The sequence below is a fragment of the Pseudomonas sp. TH06 genome (genome assembly GCF_016651305.1).
Taxonomy (GTDB): domain Bacteria; phylum Pseudomonadota; class Gammaproteobacteria; order Pseudomonadales; family Pseudomonadaceae; genus Aquipseudomonas.
Genome location: NZ_JAEKEC010000001.1, coordinates 389,590 through 406,433, shown reverse-complemented (window position 1 = coordinate 406,433; position 16,844 = coordinate 389,590). Strand labels below are relative to the sequence as shown.

Annotated in this window: 23 protein-coding genes; 12 read left to right on the top strand and 11 right to left on the bottom strand. The window is 58.8% G+C overall.

Annotated elements, in window-relative coordinates; all coding sequences use genetic code 11:
- Positions 1-12: 12 nt before the first annotated feature.
- Complete coding sequence (gene yjgA, locus JFT86_RS01985; RefSeq protein WP_201235364.1) at positions 13-537, bottom strand: ribosome biogenesis factor YjgA; 525 nt, start codon at positions 535-537, stop codon at positions 13-15.
- Positions 538-639: 102 nt separating this feature from the next.
- Between yjgA and pmbA the strand changes: the two genes are divergently transcribed.
- The 6 genes from pmbA (at position 640) to JFT86_RS01955 (ending at position 6,011) form a co-directional block, all read left to right on the top strand.
- Positions 640-1,992: a metalloprotease PmbA gene (pmbA, locus tag JFT86_RS01980; RefSeq protein WP_201235362.1), complete on the top strand. Its 1,353-nt coding sequence runs from the start codon at positions 640-642 to the stop codon at positions 1,990-1,992.
- 249 nt (positions 1,993-2,241) lie between these two features.
- The gene (locus tag JFT86_RS01975; protein ID WP_201235354.1) at positions 2,242-2,649 is read left to right on the top strand and encodes a FagA protein; all 408 of its coding nucleotides are present in this window, start codon (positions 2,242-2,244) and stop codon (positions 2,647-2,649) included.
- On the top strand, positions 2,630-4,006 hold the full coding sequence (locus JFT86_RS01970; RefSeq protein ID WP_201235353.1) for a class II fumarate hydratase: 1,377 nt from the start codon (positions 2,630-2,632) through the stop codon (positions 4,004-4,006). The genes JFT86_RS01975 and JFT86_RS01970 overlap by 20 nt, the downstream gene beginning before the upstream one ends.
- A 27-nt stretch (positions 4,007-4,033) precedes the next feature.
- The gene (locus JFT86_RS01965; protein ID WP_064119359.1) at positions 4,034-4,474 is read left to right on the top strand and encodes a hypothetical protein; all 441 of its coding nucleotides are present in this window, start codon (positions 4,034-4,036) and stop codon (positions 4,472-4,474) included.
- Between the two features lies 1 nt (position 4,475).
- Entirely contained in the window at positions 4,476-5,087 is a 612-nt protein-coding gene (locus JFT86_RS01960) for a superoxide dismutase (RefSeq protein WP_201238539.1), read from the top strand.
- A 30-nt stretch (positions 5,088-5,117) separates the two neighbouring features.
- Positions 5,118-6,011 (top strand): ZIP family metal transporter, encoded by an 894-nt coding sequence (locus JFT86_RS01955; protein WP_201235351.1) that lies wholly within the window; start codon positions 5,118-5,120, stop codon positions 6,009-6,011.
- A 127-nt stretch (positions 6,012-6,138) separates the two neighbouring features.
- On the opposite strand, the gene JFT86_RS01950 is transcribed toward JFT86_RS01955, so the two are convergent.
- The 10 genes from JFT86_RS01950 to JFT86_RS01905 all read right to left on the bottom strand — a co-directional run bounded on the left by JFT86_RS01950 (position 6,139) and on the right by JFT86_RS01905 (position 13,168).
- Positions 6,139-6,414 (bottom strand): HPr family phosphocarrier protein, encoded by a 276-nt coding sequence (locus JFT86_RS01950; protein WP_169843104.1) that lies wholly within the window; start codon positions 6,412-6,414, stop codon positions 6,139-6,141.
- 15 nt (positions 6,415-6,429) lie between these two features.
- Entirely contained in the window at positions 6,430-7,287 is an 858-nt protein-coding gene (gene rapZ / locus JFT86_RS01945) for an RNase adapter RapZ (protein ID WP_201235349.1), read from the bottom strand.
- 2 nt (positions 7,288-7,289) lie between these two features.
- Positions 7,290-7,754 carry a PTS IIA-like nitrogen regulatory protein PtsN gene (gene ptsN, locus JFT86_RS01940; RefSeq protein ID WP_201235347.1) on the bottom strand — a complete coding sequence of 155 codons (465 nt, stop codon included), beginning with the start codon at positions 7,752-7,754 and terminating at the stop codon, positions 7,290-7,292.
- A gap of 11 nt (positions 7,755-7,765) precedes the next feature.
- On the bottom strand, positions 7,766-8,074 hold the full coding sequence (raiA, locus tag JFT86_RS01935) for a ribosome-associated translation inhibitor RaiA (RefSeq protein WP_201235340.1): 309 nt from the start codon (positions 8,072-8,074) through the stop codon (positions 7,766-7,768).
- A 73-nt stretch (positions 8,075-8,147) separates the two neighbouring features.
- Positions 8,148-9,641 carry an RNA polymerase factor sigma-54 gene (locus JFT86_RS01930; protein WP_201235338.1) on the bottom strand — a complete coding sequence of 498 codons (1,494 nt, stop codon included), beginning with the start codon at positions 9,639-9,641 and terminating at the stop codon, positions 8,148-8,150.
- A gap of 186 nt (positions 9,642-9,827) precedes the next feature.
- Positions 9,828-10,553 (bottom strand): LPS export ABC transporter ATP-binding protein, encoded by a 726-nt coding sequence (gene lptB, locus JFT86_RS01925; protein WP_007953572.1) that lies wholly within the window; start codon positions 10,551-10,553, stop codon positions 9,828-9,830.
- Positions 10,553-11,101, bottom strand: coding sequence for a lipopolysaccharide transport periplasmic protein LptA (gene lptA / locus JFT86_RS01920; protein ID WP_201235336.1), 549 nt, complete (start codon positions 11,099-11,101; stop codon positions 10,553-10,555). Before lptA ends, lptB begins: the two co-directional genes overlap by 1 nt.
- Positions 11,088-11,660, bottom strand: coding sequence for an LPS export ABC transporter periplasmic protein LptC (gene lptC / locus JFT86_RS01915; protein WP_201235329.1), 573 nt, complete (start codon positions 11,658-11,660; stop codon positions 11,088-11,090). Before lptC ends, lptA begins: the two co-directional genes overlap by 14 nt.
- Before the next feature lie 8 nt (positions 11,661-11,668).
- A complete protein-coding gene (locus tag JFT86_RS01910; protein ID WP_201235327.1) occupies positions 11,669-12,193 on the bottom strand; it encodes an HAD family hydrolase in 525 nt (174 codons plus the stop codon).
- A complete protein-coding gene (locus JFT86_RS01905; protein WP_047299779.1) occupies positions 12,194-13,168 on the bottom strand; it encodes a KpsF/GutQ family sugar-phosphate isomerase in 975 nt (324 codons plus the stop codon).
- A gap of 275 nt (positions 13,169-13,443) precedes the next feature.
- Here JFT86_RS01905 and JFT86_RS01900 point away from each other — a divergent pair, with 275 nt between their 5' ends.
- From JFT86_RS01900 to JFT86_RS01875, 6 genes are all read left to right on the top strand, one after another.
- The gene (locus JFT86_RS01900) at positions 13,444-14,253 is read left to right on the top strand and encodes an ATP-binding cassette domain-containing protein (RefSeq protein ID WP_201235325.1); all 810 of its coding nucleotides are present in this window, start codon (positions 13,444-13,446) and stop codon (positions 14,251-14,253) included.
- Positions 14,253-15,050 (top strand): lipid asymmetry maintenance ABC transporter permease subunit MlaE, encoded by a 798-nt coding sequence (mlaE, locus tag JFT86_RS01895; protein WP_201235318.1) that lies wholly within the window; start codon positions 14,253-14,255, stop codon positions 15,048-15,050. The genes JFT86_RS01900 and mlaE overlap by 1 nt, the downstream gene beginning before the upstream one ends.
- Entirely contained in the window at positions 15,050-15,517 is a 468-nt protein-coding gene (gene mlaD, locus JFT86_RS01890) for an outer membrane lipid asymmetry maintenance protein MlaD (protein WP_007967220.1), read from the top strand. The genes mlaE and mlaD overlap by 1 nt, the downstream gene beginning before the upstream one ends.
- An 11-nt stretch (positions 15,518-15,528) precedes the next feature.
- Positions 15,529-16,173 (top strand): ABC transporter substrate-binding protein, encoded by a 645-nt coding sequence (locus JFT86_RS01885; protein ID WP_201235316.1) that lies wholly within the window; start codon positions 15,529-15,531, stop codon positions 16,171-16,173.
- Positions 16,170-16,475 (top strand): STAS domain-containing protein, encoded by a 306-nt coding sequence (locus tag JFT86_RS01880; RefSeq protein ID WP_201235314.1) that lies wholly within the window; start codon positions 16,170-16,172, stop codon positions 16,473-16,475. Before JFT86_RS01885 ends, JFT86_RS01880 begins: the two co-directional genes overlap by 4 nt.
- Positions 16,476-16,590: 115 nt before the next feature.
- Complete coding sequence (locus JFT86_RS01875) at positions 16,591-16,830, top strand: BolA family protein (protein WP_007912386.1); 240 nt, start codon at positions 16,591-16,593, stop codon at positions 16,828-16,830.
- Positions 16,831-16,844: the final 14 nt, after the last annotated feature.

Sequence of the window (16,844 nt, the reverse complement as noted above, 5' to 3'; positions counted from 1 at the left end):
CGGTGACGAATATCAACGCAGTCCGCGTTGAGTCTCGTCCAGTTCACGGATGTATTTGAAGATCTTGCGGCTGGAAGCAGGAGGTTTGTTTTGCGCAACCTCGTGCTGAGCCTGACGGATCAGGGAACGCAATTGCTGGCGATCGGCGTCCGGGTACTCGATGACGAACTTCTCCAGCACGGCATCGTCGCCCGCAATCAGGCGATCACGCCAGCGTTCGAGGTTGTGAAAACGCTCGTTGTACTGACGAGTCGAGGCATCGAGTTGATCGAGCAGCGTGAGAATCGCGTCAGTGTCCTGATCGCGCATCAGTTTGCCGATGAACTGCAAGTGCCGTTTACGCGCGATGTTCGCGGTGTGCTTGGGCGCATCGGCCAAGGCCCGGCGCATGGCGTCGGTCAGCGGCAGTTTTGCGATCAAGTCAGGCTTGAGTGTTGTCAGGCGCTCGCCGAGGTCAACCAGAGCATGCAGCTCGCGTTTGACCTGAGATTTGCTTTTTTCTCCCGTATCGAGGGAGTCGTCGTAAGAATCAACCATGGTGGCAGTCCGCAAAGAAACGCCGCCATGATAACCAGTCGGGGGCCGCTTGTCCGGCCCGGTCGCTCGATGACCCCAGCCGAAAGCAGAATTTGAGTGGAGATGAGCATGAGTGCAGTTGAAAGCGTCGGCCCGCAGGCATTGCCGGCACTGCAAGAACAGGTCGAGCAGATCATCGCCGAAGCCAAGCGTCAGGGCGCCAGTGCCTGCGAAGTTGCGGTGTCGCTGGAGCAGGGGCTGTCGACCTCGGTGCGCCAGCGCGAGGTCGAAACAGTCGAGTTCAACCGCGATCAGGGTTTTGGCATCACGCTGTATGTCGGCCAGCGTAAAGGCTCGGCCAGCACCTCCGCCACCGGTCCGGATGCGATTCGCGAGACCGTCGCTGCGGCGCTGGCCATTGCCAAACACACCTCTGAAGACGAAGCCTCGGGCCTCGCCGATGCGGCGCTGATGGCCAGGGATCTGCAGGATTTCGACCTGTTTCACGAATGGGATATCACCCCGGAGCAAGCCATCGAGAAGGCGTTGCTCTGTGAAGCGGCGGCATTCGACGCCGATGCGCGGATCAAGAACGCCGATGGCACCACGCTCAGCACCCATCAGGGTTGCCGCGTGTATGGCAACAGCCACGGTTTCATTGGTGGCTATGCGTCGACACGGCACAGCCTGAGCTGCGTGATGATCGCCGAGGCCGGTGGCCAGATGCAGCGTGATTACTGGTATGACGTGAGTCGTCAGGGCACATTGCTTGCCGATCCGGTGAGCATTGGCCAGAAGGCCGCACAACGAGCAGCGAGCCGCCTGGGCGCGCGTCCGGTACCGACTTGTGAAGTGCCGGTGCTGTTTTCTGCTGAGCTGGCAGGTGGATTGTTCGGCAGTTTCCTTTCGGCGGTGTCCGGCGGCAGCCTGTATCGCAAATCATCGTTCCTGGAAGGTACGCTGGGGCAGAAGCTGTTCCCGGAGTGGCTGACCATCGACGAGCGCCCACACCTGATGCGCGCCATGGGCAGTGCTTCGTATGACGGCGATGGCCTGGCAACTTATGCAAAACCGTTCGTCGAAAAAGGTGAGCTGGTCTCGTACATCCTCGGCACTTACTCCGGGCGCAAGCTCGGCATGCCGAGCACGGCGAACGCGGGCGGCGTGCACAACCTGTTCGTGACCCATGGCGATGAAGACCAGGCGGCGCTGCTGCGACGCATGGGCCGTGGTTTGTTGGTGACCGAATTGATGGGCCATGGCTTGAACATGGTCACTGGCGATTATTCGCGCGGTGCGGCGGGTTTCTGGGTCGAGAACGGCGAAATCCAGTTCGCGGTGCAGGAAGTGACCATCGCCGGCAACATGCGCGACATGTTCAAGCAGATCGTCGCCGTGGGTAACGATCTGGAGCTGCGCAGCAATATCCGCACAGGTTCGGTGTTAATCGAACGGATGACGGTAGCGGGCAGCTAAACCCGTTCCCGCTACACCAAAAGGCGCGCCTTCCACCCGGATGTCGCGCCTTTTTCATTGGTGTCACACAAAACCCTGTGGGAGCGAGCCTGCTCGCGAAGGCGATTTAACTGCCAATCTCCACGGTGACTGACACGACGCCTTCGCGAGCAGGCTCGCTCCCACAATGAAATCTGCATAGCTCGGAGCTCTTGTTTTGGTTCTCATTATCATCTAATAATAAATCTCATTATCGAATGAGCCCGGATCATGAGTTCTGCCTTGCACGAGCAGCCGTACCTTGAAAACTGGCGCTGGATGAGTCGCCAGATCCGTTGTGCGATGGATTCTGACGAGCCGCGCCTGATCGAGCATTACCTCGCCGAAGGGCGATATCTGGCCTGCTGTACGGCAACTTCCACGTGGACCATCGCTGAAACCTCTTTCCGTCTGCTGCTCGACACGGCCACCGACATCGCCTTGCCGTGGCACTGGCGCAGCCTCTGTCTCGATCAGGCCTGGCGCCCATTACGTGAAATGGAGCGTCTGTCGCTGTGCAAATGCCGGCTCAAGCGCTGGCAGCGCTACACCTGGCAACTGGCGACCTGCGAGTTGCTTCCCTCGATTCCTCTCATTGAACTAGTCCAAGGATTTACCGATGACCAAGACACGTATTGAGCGTGACAGCATGGGCGAACTGCAGGTGCCGGTGGACGCTCTCTACGGCGCGCAGACCCAGCGCGCAGTGGATAACTTTCCGATCAGCGGCAAACCAATGCCGATGCAGTTCATTCGTGCGCTGATTCTGGCCAAAGCGGCTGCCGCCCGGGCCAACGTCGAGCTCAACCAGATCAGTGCCGCTCAGGGCAAAGCCATCAGCGACGCCGCCCAAGGGTTGCTCGAAGGTGACTTCATGCAGCACTTCCCGGTGGATATCTTCCAGACCGGTTCCGGCACCAGCTCCAACATGAACGCCAACGAAGTGATCGCGACCCTGGCCAGTCGCCTGCTCGGCGAGCCAGTGAATGCCAACGATCACGTCAACTGCGGCCAGAGCAGCAACGACATCATCCCGACCACCATCCACGTCAGCGCTGCGCTGGCCCTGCACGAACAACTGCTGCCGGCGCTGCTGCATCTGGTGCAAGTGATCGAGCACAAAGCCGATCAGGTGCATCACCACGTCAAAACCGGGCGCACTCACTTGATGGACGCGATGCCGGTGCGCATGAGCCAGGTGCTCAACGGCTGGGCGCAGCAACTCAAGGCCAACATCGGTCATCTGCAGGATTTGCTGCCAAGCCTGCAATCCTTGGCGCAGGGCGGCACGGCAGTCGGTACCGGGATCAATGCGCATCCGGAATTCGCCGCACGTTTCAGTCGCCAACTCAGCCAATTGACCAACGTGCAATTCACCCAAGGCAAAGATCTGTTCGCCCTGATCGGCTCGCAAGACACCGCCGTCGCCGTTTCCGGCCAGCTCAAGGCCACCGCCGTTTCGTTGATGAAAATCGCCAACGACCTGCGCTGGATGAACTCCGGCCCGCTCGCCGGCCTCGGCGAAATCGAACTGGAAGCCTTGCAACCGGGCTCGTCGATCATGCCGGGCAAGGTCAATCCGGTGATCCCGGAAGCCACCGCCATGGTTGCTGCACAAGTGATCGGCAACGATTCGGTGATCACCATTGCCGGTCAGTCGGGCAACTTCGAACTGAACGTGATGCTGCCAATCATCGCCCAGAACCTGTTGAGCAGCATCGAACTGCTGGCCAATTCCAGCCGTCTGCTCGGCGACAAGGCCATCGCCACATTCAAGGTCAATGAGTCGCGGCTCAAGGAAGCGCTGTCGCGCAACCCGATTCTGGTCACCGCGCTCAACCCGATCATCGGTTACCAGAAAGCCGCCGAAATCGCCAAGCAAGCCTACAAACAGGGCCGCCCGGTGATCGACGTTGCGCTGGAACACACTGATCTGTCGCGTAACCAGCTGGAAGAGTTACTCAATCCCGAGAAGCTCACAGCCGGCGGCGTGTAAACCCCGCAACCGCTTTGGAGGCTCACCATGGAGCACTGGAAACTCACGATCGAACGGGCCAATCGCTGCTTCATGCTGGGCGAGTTGATCGACGCCCGTGAGGCTTACCTGCAAGCCCTGGCCCTGGCGCAAGTGTTGTTCGAGCGCTGGGCGGATGCCGACGAAGCGGTGGCTGCCTGCGTCATCTCCCATCACAACCTGGCAGATCTGCACCTGCGCCTGAATCAGCCAGAGGAGAGCGCCGAGTATCTCTGCGCGATCCACCAGCGGCTGTTGCAGACCATGCAGGACGAGCGCCTGCGCCCGGCCCTGCGTGAAGCGGCGCTGCGTCAGAGCAGCAAGACCTACGTCGAGTTGCTGAATTTCATCAGCGAGCACGGCGAATACCCACGCACTCAGCGCCTGCTGCATCCGGATACCGGCAATGCGCGTCGCGCTCCTGCCCCACATCACCATGGAGTCCATTGAAATGGCTTTTACCCTGCCTGCCTTGCCTTACGCCTATGACGCCCTCGAACCGCATATCGATGCGCAGACCATGGAGATCCACTACACCAAGCATCACCAGACCTACATCAACAACCTCAACGCCGCAATGGAAGGCACTGAATACGCCGAGTGGCCGGTGGAAAAACTGGTCGCCAGCGTTCAGCAATTGCCGGAAAAACTCCGTGCAGCGGTGATCAATCAGGGTGGCGGTCACGCCAACCATTCGCTGTTCTGGGAAGTCATGGTGCCAAGCGGCGGCGGTAAACCCGATGGCGCACTGGCCGAGGCCATTGATGAGCAACTGGGTGGTCTGGACAGTTTCAAAGAGGCGTTCACCAAAGCCGCGCTGACCCGTTTCGGCAGCGGTTGGGCCTGGCTCAGCGTGACCCCGGAGAAGAAACTGATCGTGGAAAGCAGCGGCAACCAGGACAGCCCGTTGATGAACGGCAATACGCCGATTCTTGGTCTCGACGTCTGGGAACATGCCTACTACCTGCGTTACCAGAACCGTCGTCCGGAATACATCAATGCGTTTTACAACGTGATCAATTGGCCTGAAGTGGCTGCGCGCTACAAAGCCGCACTGGTTTAAGTCTTCTATAAAAACAATCCAAGGCTGACTATGGGCACTGAAACACTGGCGATCGGAAGTGGGCGTATGTTTCGTTACGCGGTGGGGTCGCTCTTGCTGTTGGCGGGCATGACCTTGCTGGTCGCTCACGGACTGGAATGGCTGGATCTGGAACCGAGGCTTTCCCGGGCGTTGCAAGGCGGGGCGATTTGCGCGCTCGGCACGGCGCTCGGGGCGGTGCCGGTGTTGGTGATTCGGCGCATGCCTCAGGCGCTCAGCGATACATTGCTGGGTTTTGGCGCGGGCGTGATGTTGGCAGCGACGGCGTTTTCGCTGATCGTGCCGGGCATTGCCGCCGCTGAAAGCCTCGGCCTGACACCGTGGGCCGCGAGTGGCTTGATCTGCTTCGGCATCATGCTCGGTGCGTTCGGGTTGTTTCTGGTCGACCGGCAATTGTCCGGTGCGTCGCCGGAGATGCTCGTGGGCACGCTCGAACGCCCGGTGATTCCGCCGCGGATCTGGCTGTTCGTGTTCGCCATCATTGCCCATAACATTCCGGAAGGCATGGCGGTTGGTGTCTCCGCTGGTGGAGGCATGCCGGATGCCGACAGTCTGGCCATGGGCATTGCCTTGCAGGATGTGCCGGAAGGTCTGGTGATTGCGCTGGTGCTGGCCGGGGCTGGGATGTCGCGGGTCAAGGCGTTCCTGATCGGCGCGGCATCGGGTCTGGTTGAGCCGGTGTTTGCCCTGTTGTGTGCGTGGCTGGTGAGCCTGGCGCAGGTGTTGTTGCCGTTAGGTTTGGCGCTGGCGGCGGGGGCTATGCTGCTGGTGGTGACCCACGAAGTGATCCCCGAGTCGCGACGCAATGGTCATGACAAACTGGCCAGTCTTGGCTTGTTGATCGGGTTTTGTTTGATGATGGTGATGGATACGGCATTGGGTTGAGTTGAATTGTGGCGAGGGAGCTTGCTCCCGCTGGGCTACGAAGCGGCCCCATTAGCCATCTGCCAGTTGCACCGCATTGACGACTGCTACGCAGCCGAGCGGGAGCAAGCTCCCTCGCCACAGGCGATCAGCCGCCTTCGCCAAAATAGTCGTTGATCAGATTCACCAATGCCTGCAAGGCTTCGTCAGCCTGCTCACCTTCGGTACTCAGGTGAATGATCGTGCCCTTGCCGGCAGCGAGCATCATCATGGCCATGATGCTTTTTCCGTCGACCATGGTCTCTGGAGTCCGCCCGACACGAATCTTGCAATCTTTGAACTCACCGGCGACGCCAACGAACTTCGCGGAAGCTCGGGCATGCAAACCCAGTTTATTGATGATTTCGATTTCCAGAGCAGGCATCGCGGTGTGAATCCTTTAAGTGAGGTCGCGGTGGCGAACCTGGACGTTCTTCAGGGTTTTCTGCAGGGCCTGACCCAGGCGTTCGGTCAGGTAGACGGAGCGGTGATGCCCGCCGGTACAGCCAATGGCAATGGTGACATAGGCGCGGTTGCTCGCGGCGAAGCGCGGCAGCCACTTATGCAAGTAGGTGAAGATGTCCTGGAACATTTCCTCCACCTCTGGCTGCGCCGCCAGATACTCCGCCACCGGTTCATCGAGACCCGATTGCGCGCGCAACTCAGGTTTCCAGTACGGATTAGGCAGGCAGCGCACATCGAACACCAGGTCTGCATCCACCGGCATACCACGCTTGAATCCGAATGACTCGACCAGAAACGCGGTGCCCGGCTCCGGCTGATTCAGCAAACGCAGCTTGATGGTGTCGCGCAGCTGGTACAGGTTCAGATTGGTGGTGTTGATCTTCAGGTCGGCGAGGTCGGCGATGGGGCCGAGCAGGGCTGTTTCATCCTGAATCGCCTCGGCGAGCGAGCGGTTGGCGTTGCTCAGCGGATGGCGACGGCGGGTTTCGGAAAAACGCTTGAGCAGGGTTTCCTCGTCGGCATCCAGATACAAGACATCACACTGGATGTGCTTGTTGCGGACATCCTCAAGCAGCTCCGGAAAACGCGTCAGATGGCTCGGCAGGTTACGCGCATCGATTGACACGGCCACCAGCGGTTGCGCCAGTTCAGTGTGAATCAACGCGCGTTCGGCCAGTTCCGGCAGCAGGCCGGCCGGCAGATTGTCGATGCAGTAATAACCGTTGTCCTCAAGGACATCCAGGGCGGTGCTTTTACCCGAGCCGGAACGGCCGCTGACAATGATCAAACGCATGATTAGTGCCCGTTCTGCTCGTCCAGAACGACCTGGTACAAGGCTTCGTTGCTCGCGGCGCTGCGCAATTTATCGCGCACGTCCTTGCGGTCGAGCATGCTGGCGATCTGACGCAGCAATTCCAGGTGCGCATCGGTAGCTGCTTCCGGGACCAGCAATACGAACAGCAGGTCAACCGGGGCGCCGTCGATGGCGTCGAAATCGATTGGGGCTTGAAGGTGCATCAACGCACTGATGGGCGTTTCGCAACCCTTGAGGCGGCAGTGGGGAATGGCGATGCCGTTACCAAAACCGGTAGAGCCGAGTTTTTCACGGGCGATCAGGGCCTCGAAGACATCTTGCATCTCCAGATCCGGCACTTCGCGGGCGATCAGGTTGGCAATCTGTTCGAGGGCTTTCTTTTTACTGCCGCCCGGCACGTTCACGAGGGAACGGCCGGGGGTCAGGATACTTTCAAGTCGGATCATGGAATGGGGGGTTATCGACCGGTGGCGCCCTGAAGGAGGCTCTGGGTCTTTTCCTTATGCTTTTTGAGTTGGCGATCCAGCTTGTCGGTCAGTAGGTCGATCGCGGCATACATGTCGTCATGCTCGGCATTGGCGACCACTTCTCCGCCGGGTATATGCAAGGTGGCTTCGATTTTCTGCTTCAGCTTCTCGACGCACATCGTGACTTGCACGTTGGTGATCTTGTCGAAATGGCGCTCCAATCGTTCGAGTTTTTCGCCGATATAAGTGCGCAGAGGTTCGGTCACTTCCAGTTGGTGTCCACTGATGTTGACTTGCATACAGCTTCTCCTTCGTTGCCAGTGCATAAAGCGGCAGGCTGGATAGCCTGCCACTGGAACGCTGTAACGTGGCTTACATCAACCGCTTGCGTTCGCTCGAAGGCGCGATCCCGAGGGATTCGCGGTACTTGGCGACGGTGCGGCGAGCCACCTGAATGCCTTGTGCCTCCAGTAAACCAGCGATCTTGCTGTCACTCAACGGCTTTTTCTGATTTTCCGCAGCAACCAGTTTTTTGATGATCGCGCGGATCGCCGTGGACGAGCATTCGCCGCCTTCGGAAGTGCTGACGTGGCTGGAGAAAAAGTATTTCAGTTCATAAATACCGCGCGGGGTATGCATGAATTTCTGCGTGGTCACCCGGGAAATCGTCGATTCGTGCATGCCGACCGCTTCGGCGATGTCATGCAGGACGAGCGGCTTCATGGCTTCGTCGCCGTATTCCAGGAAGCCGCGCTGATGCTCGACGATCTGGGTGGCTACTTTCATCAGGGTTTCGTTGCGGCTTTGCAGGCTTTTGATGAACCAGCGAGCTTCCTGCAACTGATTGCGCATGAAGGTGTTGTCGGCGCTGGTATCGGCGCGACGCACGAAACCGGCGTACTGGGCGTTGACCCGCAGGCGTGGCACGGACTCCTGATTCAGCTCGACCAGCCAGCGCTCGTTGTCCTTGCGCACGATGACGTCAGGTACGACGTACTCGGCTTCTGTAGATTCGATCTGCGAGCCCGGGCGCGGGTTGAGGCTTTGCACCAGTTCTATGACTTGACGAAGCTCGTCTTCCTTGAGTTTCATGCGGCGCATCAACTGGCTGTAATCACGGCTGCCGAGCAAATCGATGTAGTCGGTGACCAGACGCTTCGCTTCGGCCAGCCAAGGGGTCTTGGCCGACAACTGACGCAGTTGCAGCAGCAGACACTCGCCGAGGTTGCGGGCGCCGATGCCTGCGGGTTCGAATTGCTGGATGCGGTGCAGGACGGCTTCGATCTCGTCCAGTTCGATGTCCAGTTCCGGATCGAATGCTTCAAGAATCTCTTCGAGGGTTTCATCCAGATAACCCTGATTGTTGATGCAATCGATCAGGGTGACAGCGATCAGTCGATCGGTGTCGGACATCGGTGCCAGATTCAATTGCCACAGCAAGTGGCTTTGCAGGCTTTCACCCGCAGAGGTGCGGGTGGTGAAGTCCCACTCGTCGTCATCGTTGCTGGGCAGGCTGCTGGCGCTGGTTTGGTAAACGTCTTCCCAGGCCGTATCGACCGGTAGCTCGTTGGGGATGCGCTCGCTCCAGTCGCCGTCCTCGAGGTTGTCCACCGTCGGGGCGGTTTCCTGATAGGAGGGTTCCTGGATCTCAGTGTTGGGCTTCTGTTCGGCGTTGTCGGCCAGGGGATCGGAGTTGTCGAAGTCTTCGCCTTCTTCCTGGCGTTCGAGCATCGGATTGGATTCCAGGGCCTCCTGGATTTCCTGTTGCAAATCCAGGGTCGACAATTGGAGCAGGCGGATGGCCTGTTGCAGCTGCGGTGTCATCGTCAGCTGCTGGCCCATTCTCAAGACTAGCGATGGTTTCATGGCAGGGGCTTAACACCTTATTCGCCGGCGCTATGCGCCATCCACTACAGGGCGCCGGAGCGCCAAACTTAAGCAAATTATATGCCTGAAACTGAAGTGTTTGCCTAGAGCGCTGTAACAATTAAAGCGTATTAAATCCTGCTTGAATCGATACAGCACCCGGGCGGCTCACCGGGCACTTTGCGCTTACAAGCGGAATTCGTGGCCCAGATACACTTCCTTGACCAGATCGTTGGCCAGGATGGTCGCAGAGTCACCTTCGGCGATCAGCTGACCGTCGTTGACGATGTAGGCGGTTTCGCAGATATCCAGCGTCTCACGCACGTTGTGGTCGGTGATCAACACGCCGATGCCCTTGGCCTTGAGGTGGTGGATGATCTGCTTGATATCGCCGACCGAAATCGGGTCGACACCGGCGAACGGTTCGTCGAGCAGGATGAATTTTGGTGCGGTCGCCAGTGCGCGGGCGATTTCCACCCGACGACGTTCACCACCCGACAGGCTCATGCCGAGGTTGTCGCGGATGTGGCTGATGTGGAATTCCTGCAGCAGGCTTTCCAGCTCCTTGCGACGGCCGGCCTTGTCGAGCTCCTGACGGGTTTCGAGGATGGCCATGATGTTGTCGGCTACCGACAGTTTGCGGAAGATCGACGCTTCTTGCGGCAGATAGCCAATGCCGGCCTTGGCGCGGCCGTGCATTGGCTGGTGGCTGACGTCCAGATCATCGATCAGTACGCGACCCTGATCAGCCTGGACCAGGCCAACGATCATGTAGAAGCAGGTGGTCTTGCCGGCGCCGTTAGGGCCGAGCAGGCCGACGATCTGACCGCTGTCGATGGACAGGCTGACATCACGCACGACCTGACGACTTTTATACGCCTTGGCCAGATGCTGGGCTTTCAGAGTTGCCATTACGGGGCCTTTTTCTGGTCGTTTTTCGGCTTCGGCTGAATCACCATGTCGATGCGCGGTCGCGTCTCGGTGACTTTGCTGCCAGTAGCGCGACCGGCGCTGGCCAGTTTCTTCACGGTGTCGTAGACGATTTTCTCGCCCTGGGTCGTGTTGTTGTCCTTGTCGACAACCTTGGCCTTGTCGATCAGTACGACCCGGTTTTGCGCGGCGTGGTACTGGATCGTAACGCCCCAGCCTTGAACGGGTTTGGTATCGCCAGCAGTTTGCAACTGCTCGAAGTAAGCCAGGTTGCCCACCGAGGTCACCACGTCGATATCACCTGCCGGGGTGCGGGTGATGGTCACGGTATTACCGGTCACCTTCATCGAACCCTGAGTGATGATCACGTCACCCTTATAGGTGGCAACGCCATTCTTGTCGTCCAGCTGGGCATCGTCGGCCTGAATGCGGATTGGCTGCTCTTGATCGTTCGGCAGAGCCCAGGCGCTCACGCTTCCCAGTGCTGCGCCCAGACTGAGCAAAATAGGGAGGGTTTTAACGAGCCTCATACTGTCCTCTTACGTTCGATAGCAGGTGTATCCTGCTTTCCTTCAGATACGCTTTCATTCCCACGCCAGTCGATACACCGCCAGCGCCGTCGATTCTAACGGGTTGCTCGGTCTGCGCATATTGTTCCTGCGGGAACACTGTCATGCGCGTGGAGGTGACCAGCAGATCGCGGTTATGCTCATCGGTGCGCTTGATGCGTACCGAATCGATCAATTCGACCTGGGTGCCGCCCGAATTCACTTCGCCGCGTTCACTGGTCACGTGCCATGGAAACTCCGTTCCGCGGTACATGTTCAGATCGGGCTTGGTGACCAGCGTGATGTCGGTCGCCTTGACGTGTTCGGCCTTTTCGGAGGTCATTTCGTATTGCACTTTGCCGTCCGGCAGATATTGCAGGGTATGCGTATTGGTTGCATACCAGTCGATAGGGGTTTCGACGGACGTGACCGGAGGCTTGTCGAGGAAGCGTTCCGGGCTGATGTTCCAGTAGCCTACCGCTGCGAATATCGCGGCGATGCAGCCGAACAGCAGGAGGTTGCGAAATTTTTTGCTAAACATGGTTTGGCTCACAGGTACGCGGCGTTGGCTGCATCGAGACGGTCCTGGGCGCGCAGGATCAATTCGCAGAATTCGCGGGCGGCACCTTCGCCACCACGGGCCCGGGTCACGCCGTGAGCGTGTTCGCGGACGAAGTCGGCAGCGTTGGCGACAGCCATGCCCAGTCCCACACGGCGAATCACCGGCAGGTCGGGCAGGTCGTCACCGAGGTAGGCGACCTGTTCATAGCTTAGGCCCAGTTGTTCAAGTAGACCGTCCAGAACCACCAATTTGTCTTCGCGCCCTTGAAACAGGTGCGGGATGCCGAGGTTTTTCGCCCGGCGCTCGACCACGGGGGTTTTACGACCGCTGATGATGGCAGTCTGTACGCCAGCGTTCATCAGCATTTTGATGCCCTGGCCGTCGAGCGTATTGAATGTCTTGAATTCACTGCCGTCTTCAAGGAAATACAGACGTCCGTCAGTGAGGACGCCGTCGACGTCGAAAACCGCCAGTTTGATTGCTTTACCGCGTTGCAGCAGATCGGTGCTCATTTACATCACTCCTGCGCGCAGCAGATCGGAGAGGTTGAAGGCGCCGACCGGGCGATCTTCCTCGTCGACAACGACCAGCGCGTTGATTCGATGGTCTTCCATGATTTTCAGGGCTTCGGCGGCGAGCATCTCCGGCCGGGCGGTTTTGCCGTGAGCGGTCATGACCTGGTCAATCGTGGCACTGCGAATATCGATGCTGCGATCCAGGGTGCGGCGCAAATCGCCGTCGGTGAAGATCCCGGCCAGTTTGCCGTCAGCTTCAAGAATTACGGTCATGCCCAGACCCTTGCGGGTCATTTCCATCAGCGCGTCTTTGAGCAGCGTGCCGCGCTGCACCTGCGGCAGTTCCTGCCCGGCGTGCATGACATTTTCCACTTTCAGCAACAGGCGACGGCCGAGGGCGCCACCCGGGTGGGAGAAGGCGAAGTCTTCAGCGGTGAAGCCGCGGGCTTCCAGCAATGCCACCGCCAGGGCGTCGCCCATGACCAGTGCGGCAGTGGTGGAGGAGGTCGGGGCCAGGTTCAGCGGGCAAGCTTCATGTTCGACGTGTACGTTGAGATTGACTTCAGCGGCCTTGGCCAATGGCGAGGCCGGATTGCCGGTCACGCTGATCAACTGGATGCCCAGACGCTTGATCAGCGGCAGCAGGGTGACGATTTCGTTGGTCGAGCCGGAGTTCGACAGCGCGAGGATCACGTCATCGCGAGTGATCATGCCCATGTCGCCATGACTGGCTTCAGCCGGGTGTACGAAAAATGCCGGGGTGCCGGTGCTGGCCAGCGTCGCCGCAATCTTGTTGCCGACGTGCCCGGATTTGCCCATGCCGACCACCACAACACGGCCCTTGCTGGCCAGAATCATCTCGCAAGCGCGTACGAAATCGGCGTCGATATGGGGCAACAAGCCTTGTACGGCTTCCACTTCGAGGCGGATGGTGCGTTGTGCCGATTGGATCAGGTCGCTGGATTGGCTCATGTCAGAAATCGTATAGCCCGATGAAAAGGCGGCGATTATAGCGGTTATGTTGGAAAGCCTCACGCAAGTTCGTCGTGCTTTGTCATTCCTCGTTACCAAAACCCGTGAAAACAGTCTCCAGAGCTGTCATTTAGCCGAACAGGGGCCGGTACAAGCCTTGGGCGCATGGCCTTTGCAGTGATATAGTTCGCCGCCAGTTCGGCCTGCCCGGGATGTACGTGCTTTTTAACTAAAGCCAGGCGTCCGAGTGAGAGGCTGCATCGCAAGGAGTTTAGATGAGTGCCGATAACGCCTACGCGGTCGAGCTGAAGGGAGTCTCCTTCAAGCGCGGTGCGCGCAGCATTTTCAATAACGTCGATATTCGCATCCCGCGTGGAAAGGTCACCGGCATCATGGGGCCTTCCGGGTGTGGCAAGACCACGCTGTTGCGGTTGATGGGCGCACAGTTGCGTCCTGCCAGCGGCGAAGTCTGGGTCAACGGTCAGAACCTGCCTGCGCTGTCGCGCAGCGATCTGTTCGATGCGCGCAAGCACATGGGTGTGCTGTTCCAGAGCGGCGCGCTGTTCACCGATCTCGATGTGTTCGAGAACGTCGCTTTTCCCCTGCGCGTTCATACCCAATTGCCCGAAGAAATGATCCGCGACATCGTCCTGCTGAAGTTGCAGGCGGTCGGTCTGCGCGGCGCCATCGAGCTGATGCCCGACGAGTTGTCCGGCGGCATGAAGCGCCGCGTGGCGCTGGCCCGGGCGATTGCGCTCGATCCGCAGATCCTCATGTACGACGAACCGTTCGTCGGTCAGGATCCGATTGCCATGGGCGTGCTGGTGCGGCTGATCCGTCTGCTCAACGATGCGCTGGGGATCACCAGCATCGTGGTGTCCCACGATCTGGCCGAAACCGCGAGCATCGCCGACTACATCTATGTAGTGGGGGATGGCCAGGTATTGGGGCAGGGCACGCCGGACGAACTGATGAATTCAGATGAGCCACGGATTCGCCAGTTCATGACCGGTGATCCTGATGGCCCGGTTCCGTATCACTTTCCAGCGACGGATTACCGCGCAGATCTTCTGGGGAAACGTTGATGCGCAGAATTTCATTAATAGAACGCGTGCGCCGTTTCGGCGAAGCGGCGATCGACGCCATTGCGGTGTTCGGTCGTGCAACGCTGTTCCTGTTCCACGCCTTGCTGGGGCGTGGCGGGATCAGCGGCGGTTTCGGCTTGCTGATCAAGCAACTGCATTCGGTCGGCGTGATGTCGCTGGTGATCATCGTGGTCTCCGGTATTTTCATCGGCATGGTGTTGGCGCTGCAGGGCTTCAGCATTCTGTCGAGCTACGGTTCGGAGCAGGCGGTGGGGCAGATGGTTGCACTGACGCTGCTGCGTGAACTCGGCCCGGTGGTGACCGCGCTGCTGTTCGCCGGTCGCGCCGGTTCGGCACTGACCGCAGAAATCGGCAACATGAAGTCCACCGAGCAGCTTTCCAGCCTGGAAATGATCGGTGTCGATCCGCTCAAATACATTATTGCCCCGCGTCTGTGGGCCGGTTTCATTTCCCTGCCGGTGCTGGCGATGATTTTCAGCGTGGTGGGTATCTGGGGCGGTTCGTGGGTGGCTGTCGACTGGCTGGGCGTGTATGAAGGCTCGTATTGGGCGAACATGCAAAACAGCGTGAACTTCACCAGTGACGTGCTCAATGGCGTCATCAAAAGTATCGTGTTTGCCTTCGTCGTGACCTGGATCGCCGTATTCCAAGGCTATGACTGTGAGCCCACTTCCGAGGGCATCAGTCGGGCCACCACCAAGACCGTAGTATTTGCCTCGCTGGCAGTGCTGGGCCTGGACTTTATTCTGACCGCTTTGATGTTTGGAGATTTCTGATGCAAAACCGCACCCTGGAAATCGGTGTCGGCCTGTTCCTGCTGGCAGGGATCCTGGCTTTGTTGCTGCTTGCTTTGCGGGTCAGTGGCCTGTCTCCGACTTCGACCACCGATACCTATAAACTTTATGCCTACTTCGACAATATCGCCGGTTTGACGGTCAGAGCCAAAGTGACCATGGCCGGTGTCACCATCGGCAAGGTCACCGCAATCGATCTGGATCGCGACAGCTTTACCGGTCGGGTGACCCTGCAAGTGGACAAAAAAGTCGACAATCTGCCAACCGACTCCACAGCGTCTATCCTGACCGCGGGTCTGCTGGGCGAGAAATACATCGGTATCAGCGTAGGCGGGGAGGACACCCGTCTGAAGGATGGTGGAACCATTCACGACACGCAGTCGTCTCTGGTACTGGAAGACCTGATCGGTAAATTCCTGCTCAATACCGTTAGCAAAGACGCCAAATGAGGAGCTTTTGAATGATCTCTACCTTGCGACGTGGCCTGTTGGTGTTGCTCGCGACACTGCCACTGATGGGTACCGCTGTGGCGGCACAGTCGGCGCACGATCTGGTTCAGGATACGACGAACCGGATGCTCGCCGATCTGCAGGCCAATAAAGAGAAGTACAAGCAGGATCCGCAGGATTTCTACACGGCGTTGAACACGATCGTCGGTCCGGTGGTGGATGCCGAAGGTATTTCCAAAAGCATCATGACGGTCAAATATTCGCGCAAGGCTACGCCGGCGCAGATGCAGACCTTCGAGGAAAACTTCAAGAAAGGCCTGTTCCAGTTCTATGGCAACGCCTTGCTCGAGTACAACAACCAGGGCATCACCGTCGATCCTGCCAAGGATGAGTCGGGTGACCGCACCAGCGTCGGCATGACCGTCAAGGGCAGCAACGGTGCGATCTATCCTGTGCAATACACGCTGGAGAAGATCAACGGCGAGTGGAAACTGCGCAACGTGATCATCAACGGCATCAACATCGGCAAGCTGTTCCGTGATCAGTTCGCCGACGCGATGCAGCGTAACGGCAATGATCTGGACAAGACTATCAACGGTTGGGCTGGTGAGGTTGCCAAGGCCAAAGCCACCACCGAAGAGAAGTCGGCACAATGACTGAGGCGGCAGTTCGTATGAGTGATGTCGACGAGCTATTGCTCAGCGGAGTGCTGGATTACCGCACCGGTCCTGACTTGCGCAAGGAAGGTCAGGCGCTGATCAAGTCGAGCAAGGCTGCTTCGCTGGTCATCGATTGCTCGGCGGTGAAGAAGTCCAGTAGCGTCGGTTTGTCGTTGCTGCTGTGCTTCATCCGCGACGCGCAAGCCGCCGGCAAGGCGGTAAGCATCCGGGCGATGCCCGAAGACATGCGCGAAATCGCTCAGGTCAGCGAACTGACCGAGCTGTTGGCGCAACCCTGAACCCGCATCAATAAAGAAGCCCCCCGTCAGAGTCCTGCCTTGCGGGGTTCGCAGGCGCGGGGCTTTTTTGTATGATGTCCGACCCGTGCGCACAGGGCGCCGATTGAGGTTGAGCATGCAGGCCGTAGAAGTGAAGAGCTTCCTTGAAGGAAAGCTGCCCGGAACGTTGGTAGAAGTTGAGGGCGAAGGCTGCAATTTCCAGCTGAACGTGATTAGCGATGAACTGGCGGCGTTGAGCCCGGTGAAGCGTCAGCAGCAGATCTATGCCCATTTGAACCCATGGATCACCGATGGCAGCATCCATGCGGTCACTATGAAATTTTTCAGCAGCGCGGCCTGGGCCGAGCGCACCTGAGCCTAAGGGCGTCG

Excerpts from the sequence above, each read along its gene's own strand:
- yjgA (WP_201235364.1), bottom strand. The coding sequence starts at position 537 with ATGGTTGATTCTTACGACGACTCCCTCGATACGGGAGAAAAAAGCAAA.
- pmbA (WP_201235362.1), top strand. The coding sequence starts at position 640 with ATGAGCATGAGTGCAGTTGAAAGCGTCGGCCCGCAGGCATTGCCGGCA.
- JFT86_RS01975 (WP_201235354.1), top strand. The coding sequence starts at position 2,242 with ATGAGTTCTGCCTTGCACGAGCAGCCGTACCTTGAAAACTGGCGCTGG.
- JFT86_RS01970 (WP_201235353.1), top strand. The coding sequence starts at position 2,630 with ATGACCAAGACACGTATTGAGCGTGACAGCATGGGCGAACTGCAGGTG.
- JFT86_RS01965 (WP_064119359.1), top strand. The coding sequence starts at position 4,034 with ATGGAGCACTGGAAACTCACGATCGAACGGGCCAATCGCTGCTTCATG.
- JFT86_RS01960 (WP_201238539.1), top strand. The coding sequence starts at position 4,476 with ATGGCTTTTACCCTGCCTGCCTTGCCTTACGCCTATGACGCCCTCGAA.
- JFT86_RS01955 (WP_201235351.1), top strand. The coding sequence starts at position 5,118 with ATGGGCACTGAAACACTGGCGATCGGAAGTGGGCGTATGTTTCGTTAC.
- JFT86_RS01950 (WP_169843104.1), bottom strand. The coding sequence starts at position 6,414 with ATGCCTGCTCTGGAAATCGAAATCATCAATAAACTGGGTTTGCATGCC.
- rapZ (WP_201235349.1), bottom strand. The coding sequence starts at position 7,287 with ATGCGTTTGATCATTGTCAGCGGCCGTTCCGGCTCGGGTAAAAGCACC.
- ptsN (WP_201235347.1), bottom strand. The coding sequence starts at position 7,754 with ATGATCCGACTTGAAAGTATCCTGACCCCCGGCCGTTCCCTCGTGAAC.
- raiA (WP_201235340.1), bottom strand. The coding sequence starts at position 8,074 with ATGCAAGTCAACATCAGTGGACACCAACTGGAAGTGACCGAACCTCTG.
- JFT86_RS01930 (WP_201235338.1), bottom strand. The coding sequence starts at position 9,641 with ATGAAACCATCGCTAGTCTTGAGAATGGGCCAGCAGCTGACGATGACA.
- lptB (WP_007953572.1), bottom strand. The coding sequence starts at position 10,553 with ATGGCAACTCTGAAAGCCCAGCATCTGGCCAAGGCGTATAAAAGTCGT.
- lptA (WP_201235336.1), bottom strand. The coding sequence starts at position 11,101 with ATGAGGCTCGTTAAAACCCTCCCTATTTTGCTCAGTCTGGGCGCAGCA.
- lptC (WP_201235329.1), bottom strand. The coding sequence starts at position 11,660 with ATGTTTAGCAAAAAATTTCGCAACCTCCTGCTGTTCGGCTGCATCGCC.
- JFT86_RS01910 (WP_201235327.1), bottom strand. The coding sequence starts at position 12,193 with ATGAGCACCGATCTGCTGCAACGCGGTAAAGCAATCAAACTGGCGGTT.
- JFT86_RS01905 (WP_047299779.1), bottom strand. The coding sequence starts at position 13,168 with ATGAGCCAATCCAGCGACCTGATCCAATCGGCACAACGCACCATCCGC.
- JFT86_RS01900 (WP_201235325.1), top strand. The coding sequence starts at position 13,444 with ATGAGTGCCGATAACGCCTACGCGGTCGAGCTGAAGGGAGTCTCCTTC.
- mlaE (WP_201235318.1), top strand. The coding sequence starts at position 14,253 with ATGCGCAGAATTTCATTAATAGAACGCGTGCGCCGTTTCGGCGAAGCG.
- mlaD (WP_007967220.1), top strand. The coding sequence starts at position 15,050 with ATGCAAAACCGCACCCTGGAAATCGGTGTCGGCCTGTTCCTGCTGGCA.
- JFT86_RS01885 (WP_201235316.1), top strand. The coding sequence starts at position 15,529 with ATGATCTCTACCTTGCGACGTGGCCTGTTGGTGTTGCTCGCGACACTG.
- JFT86_RS01880 (WP_201235314.1), top strand. The coding sequence starts at position 16,170 with ATGACTGAGGCGGCAGTTCGTATGAGTGATGTCGACGAGCTATTGCTC.
- JFT86_RS01875 (WP_007912386.1), top strand. The coding sequence starts at position 16,591 with ATGCAGGCCGTAGAAGTGAAGAGCTTCCTTGAAGGAAAGCTGCCCGGA.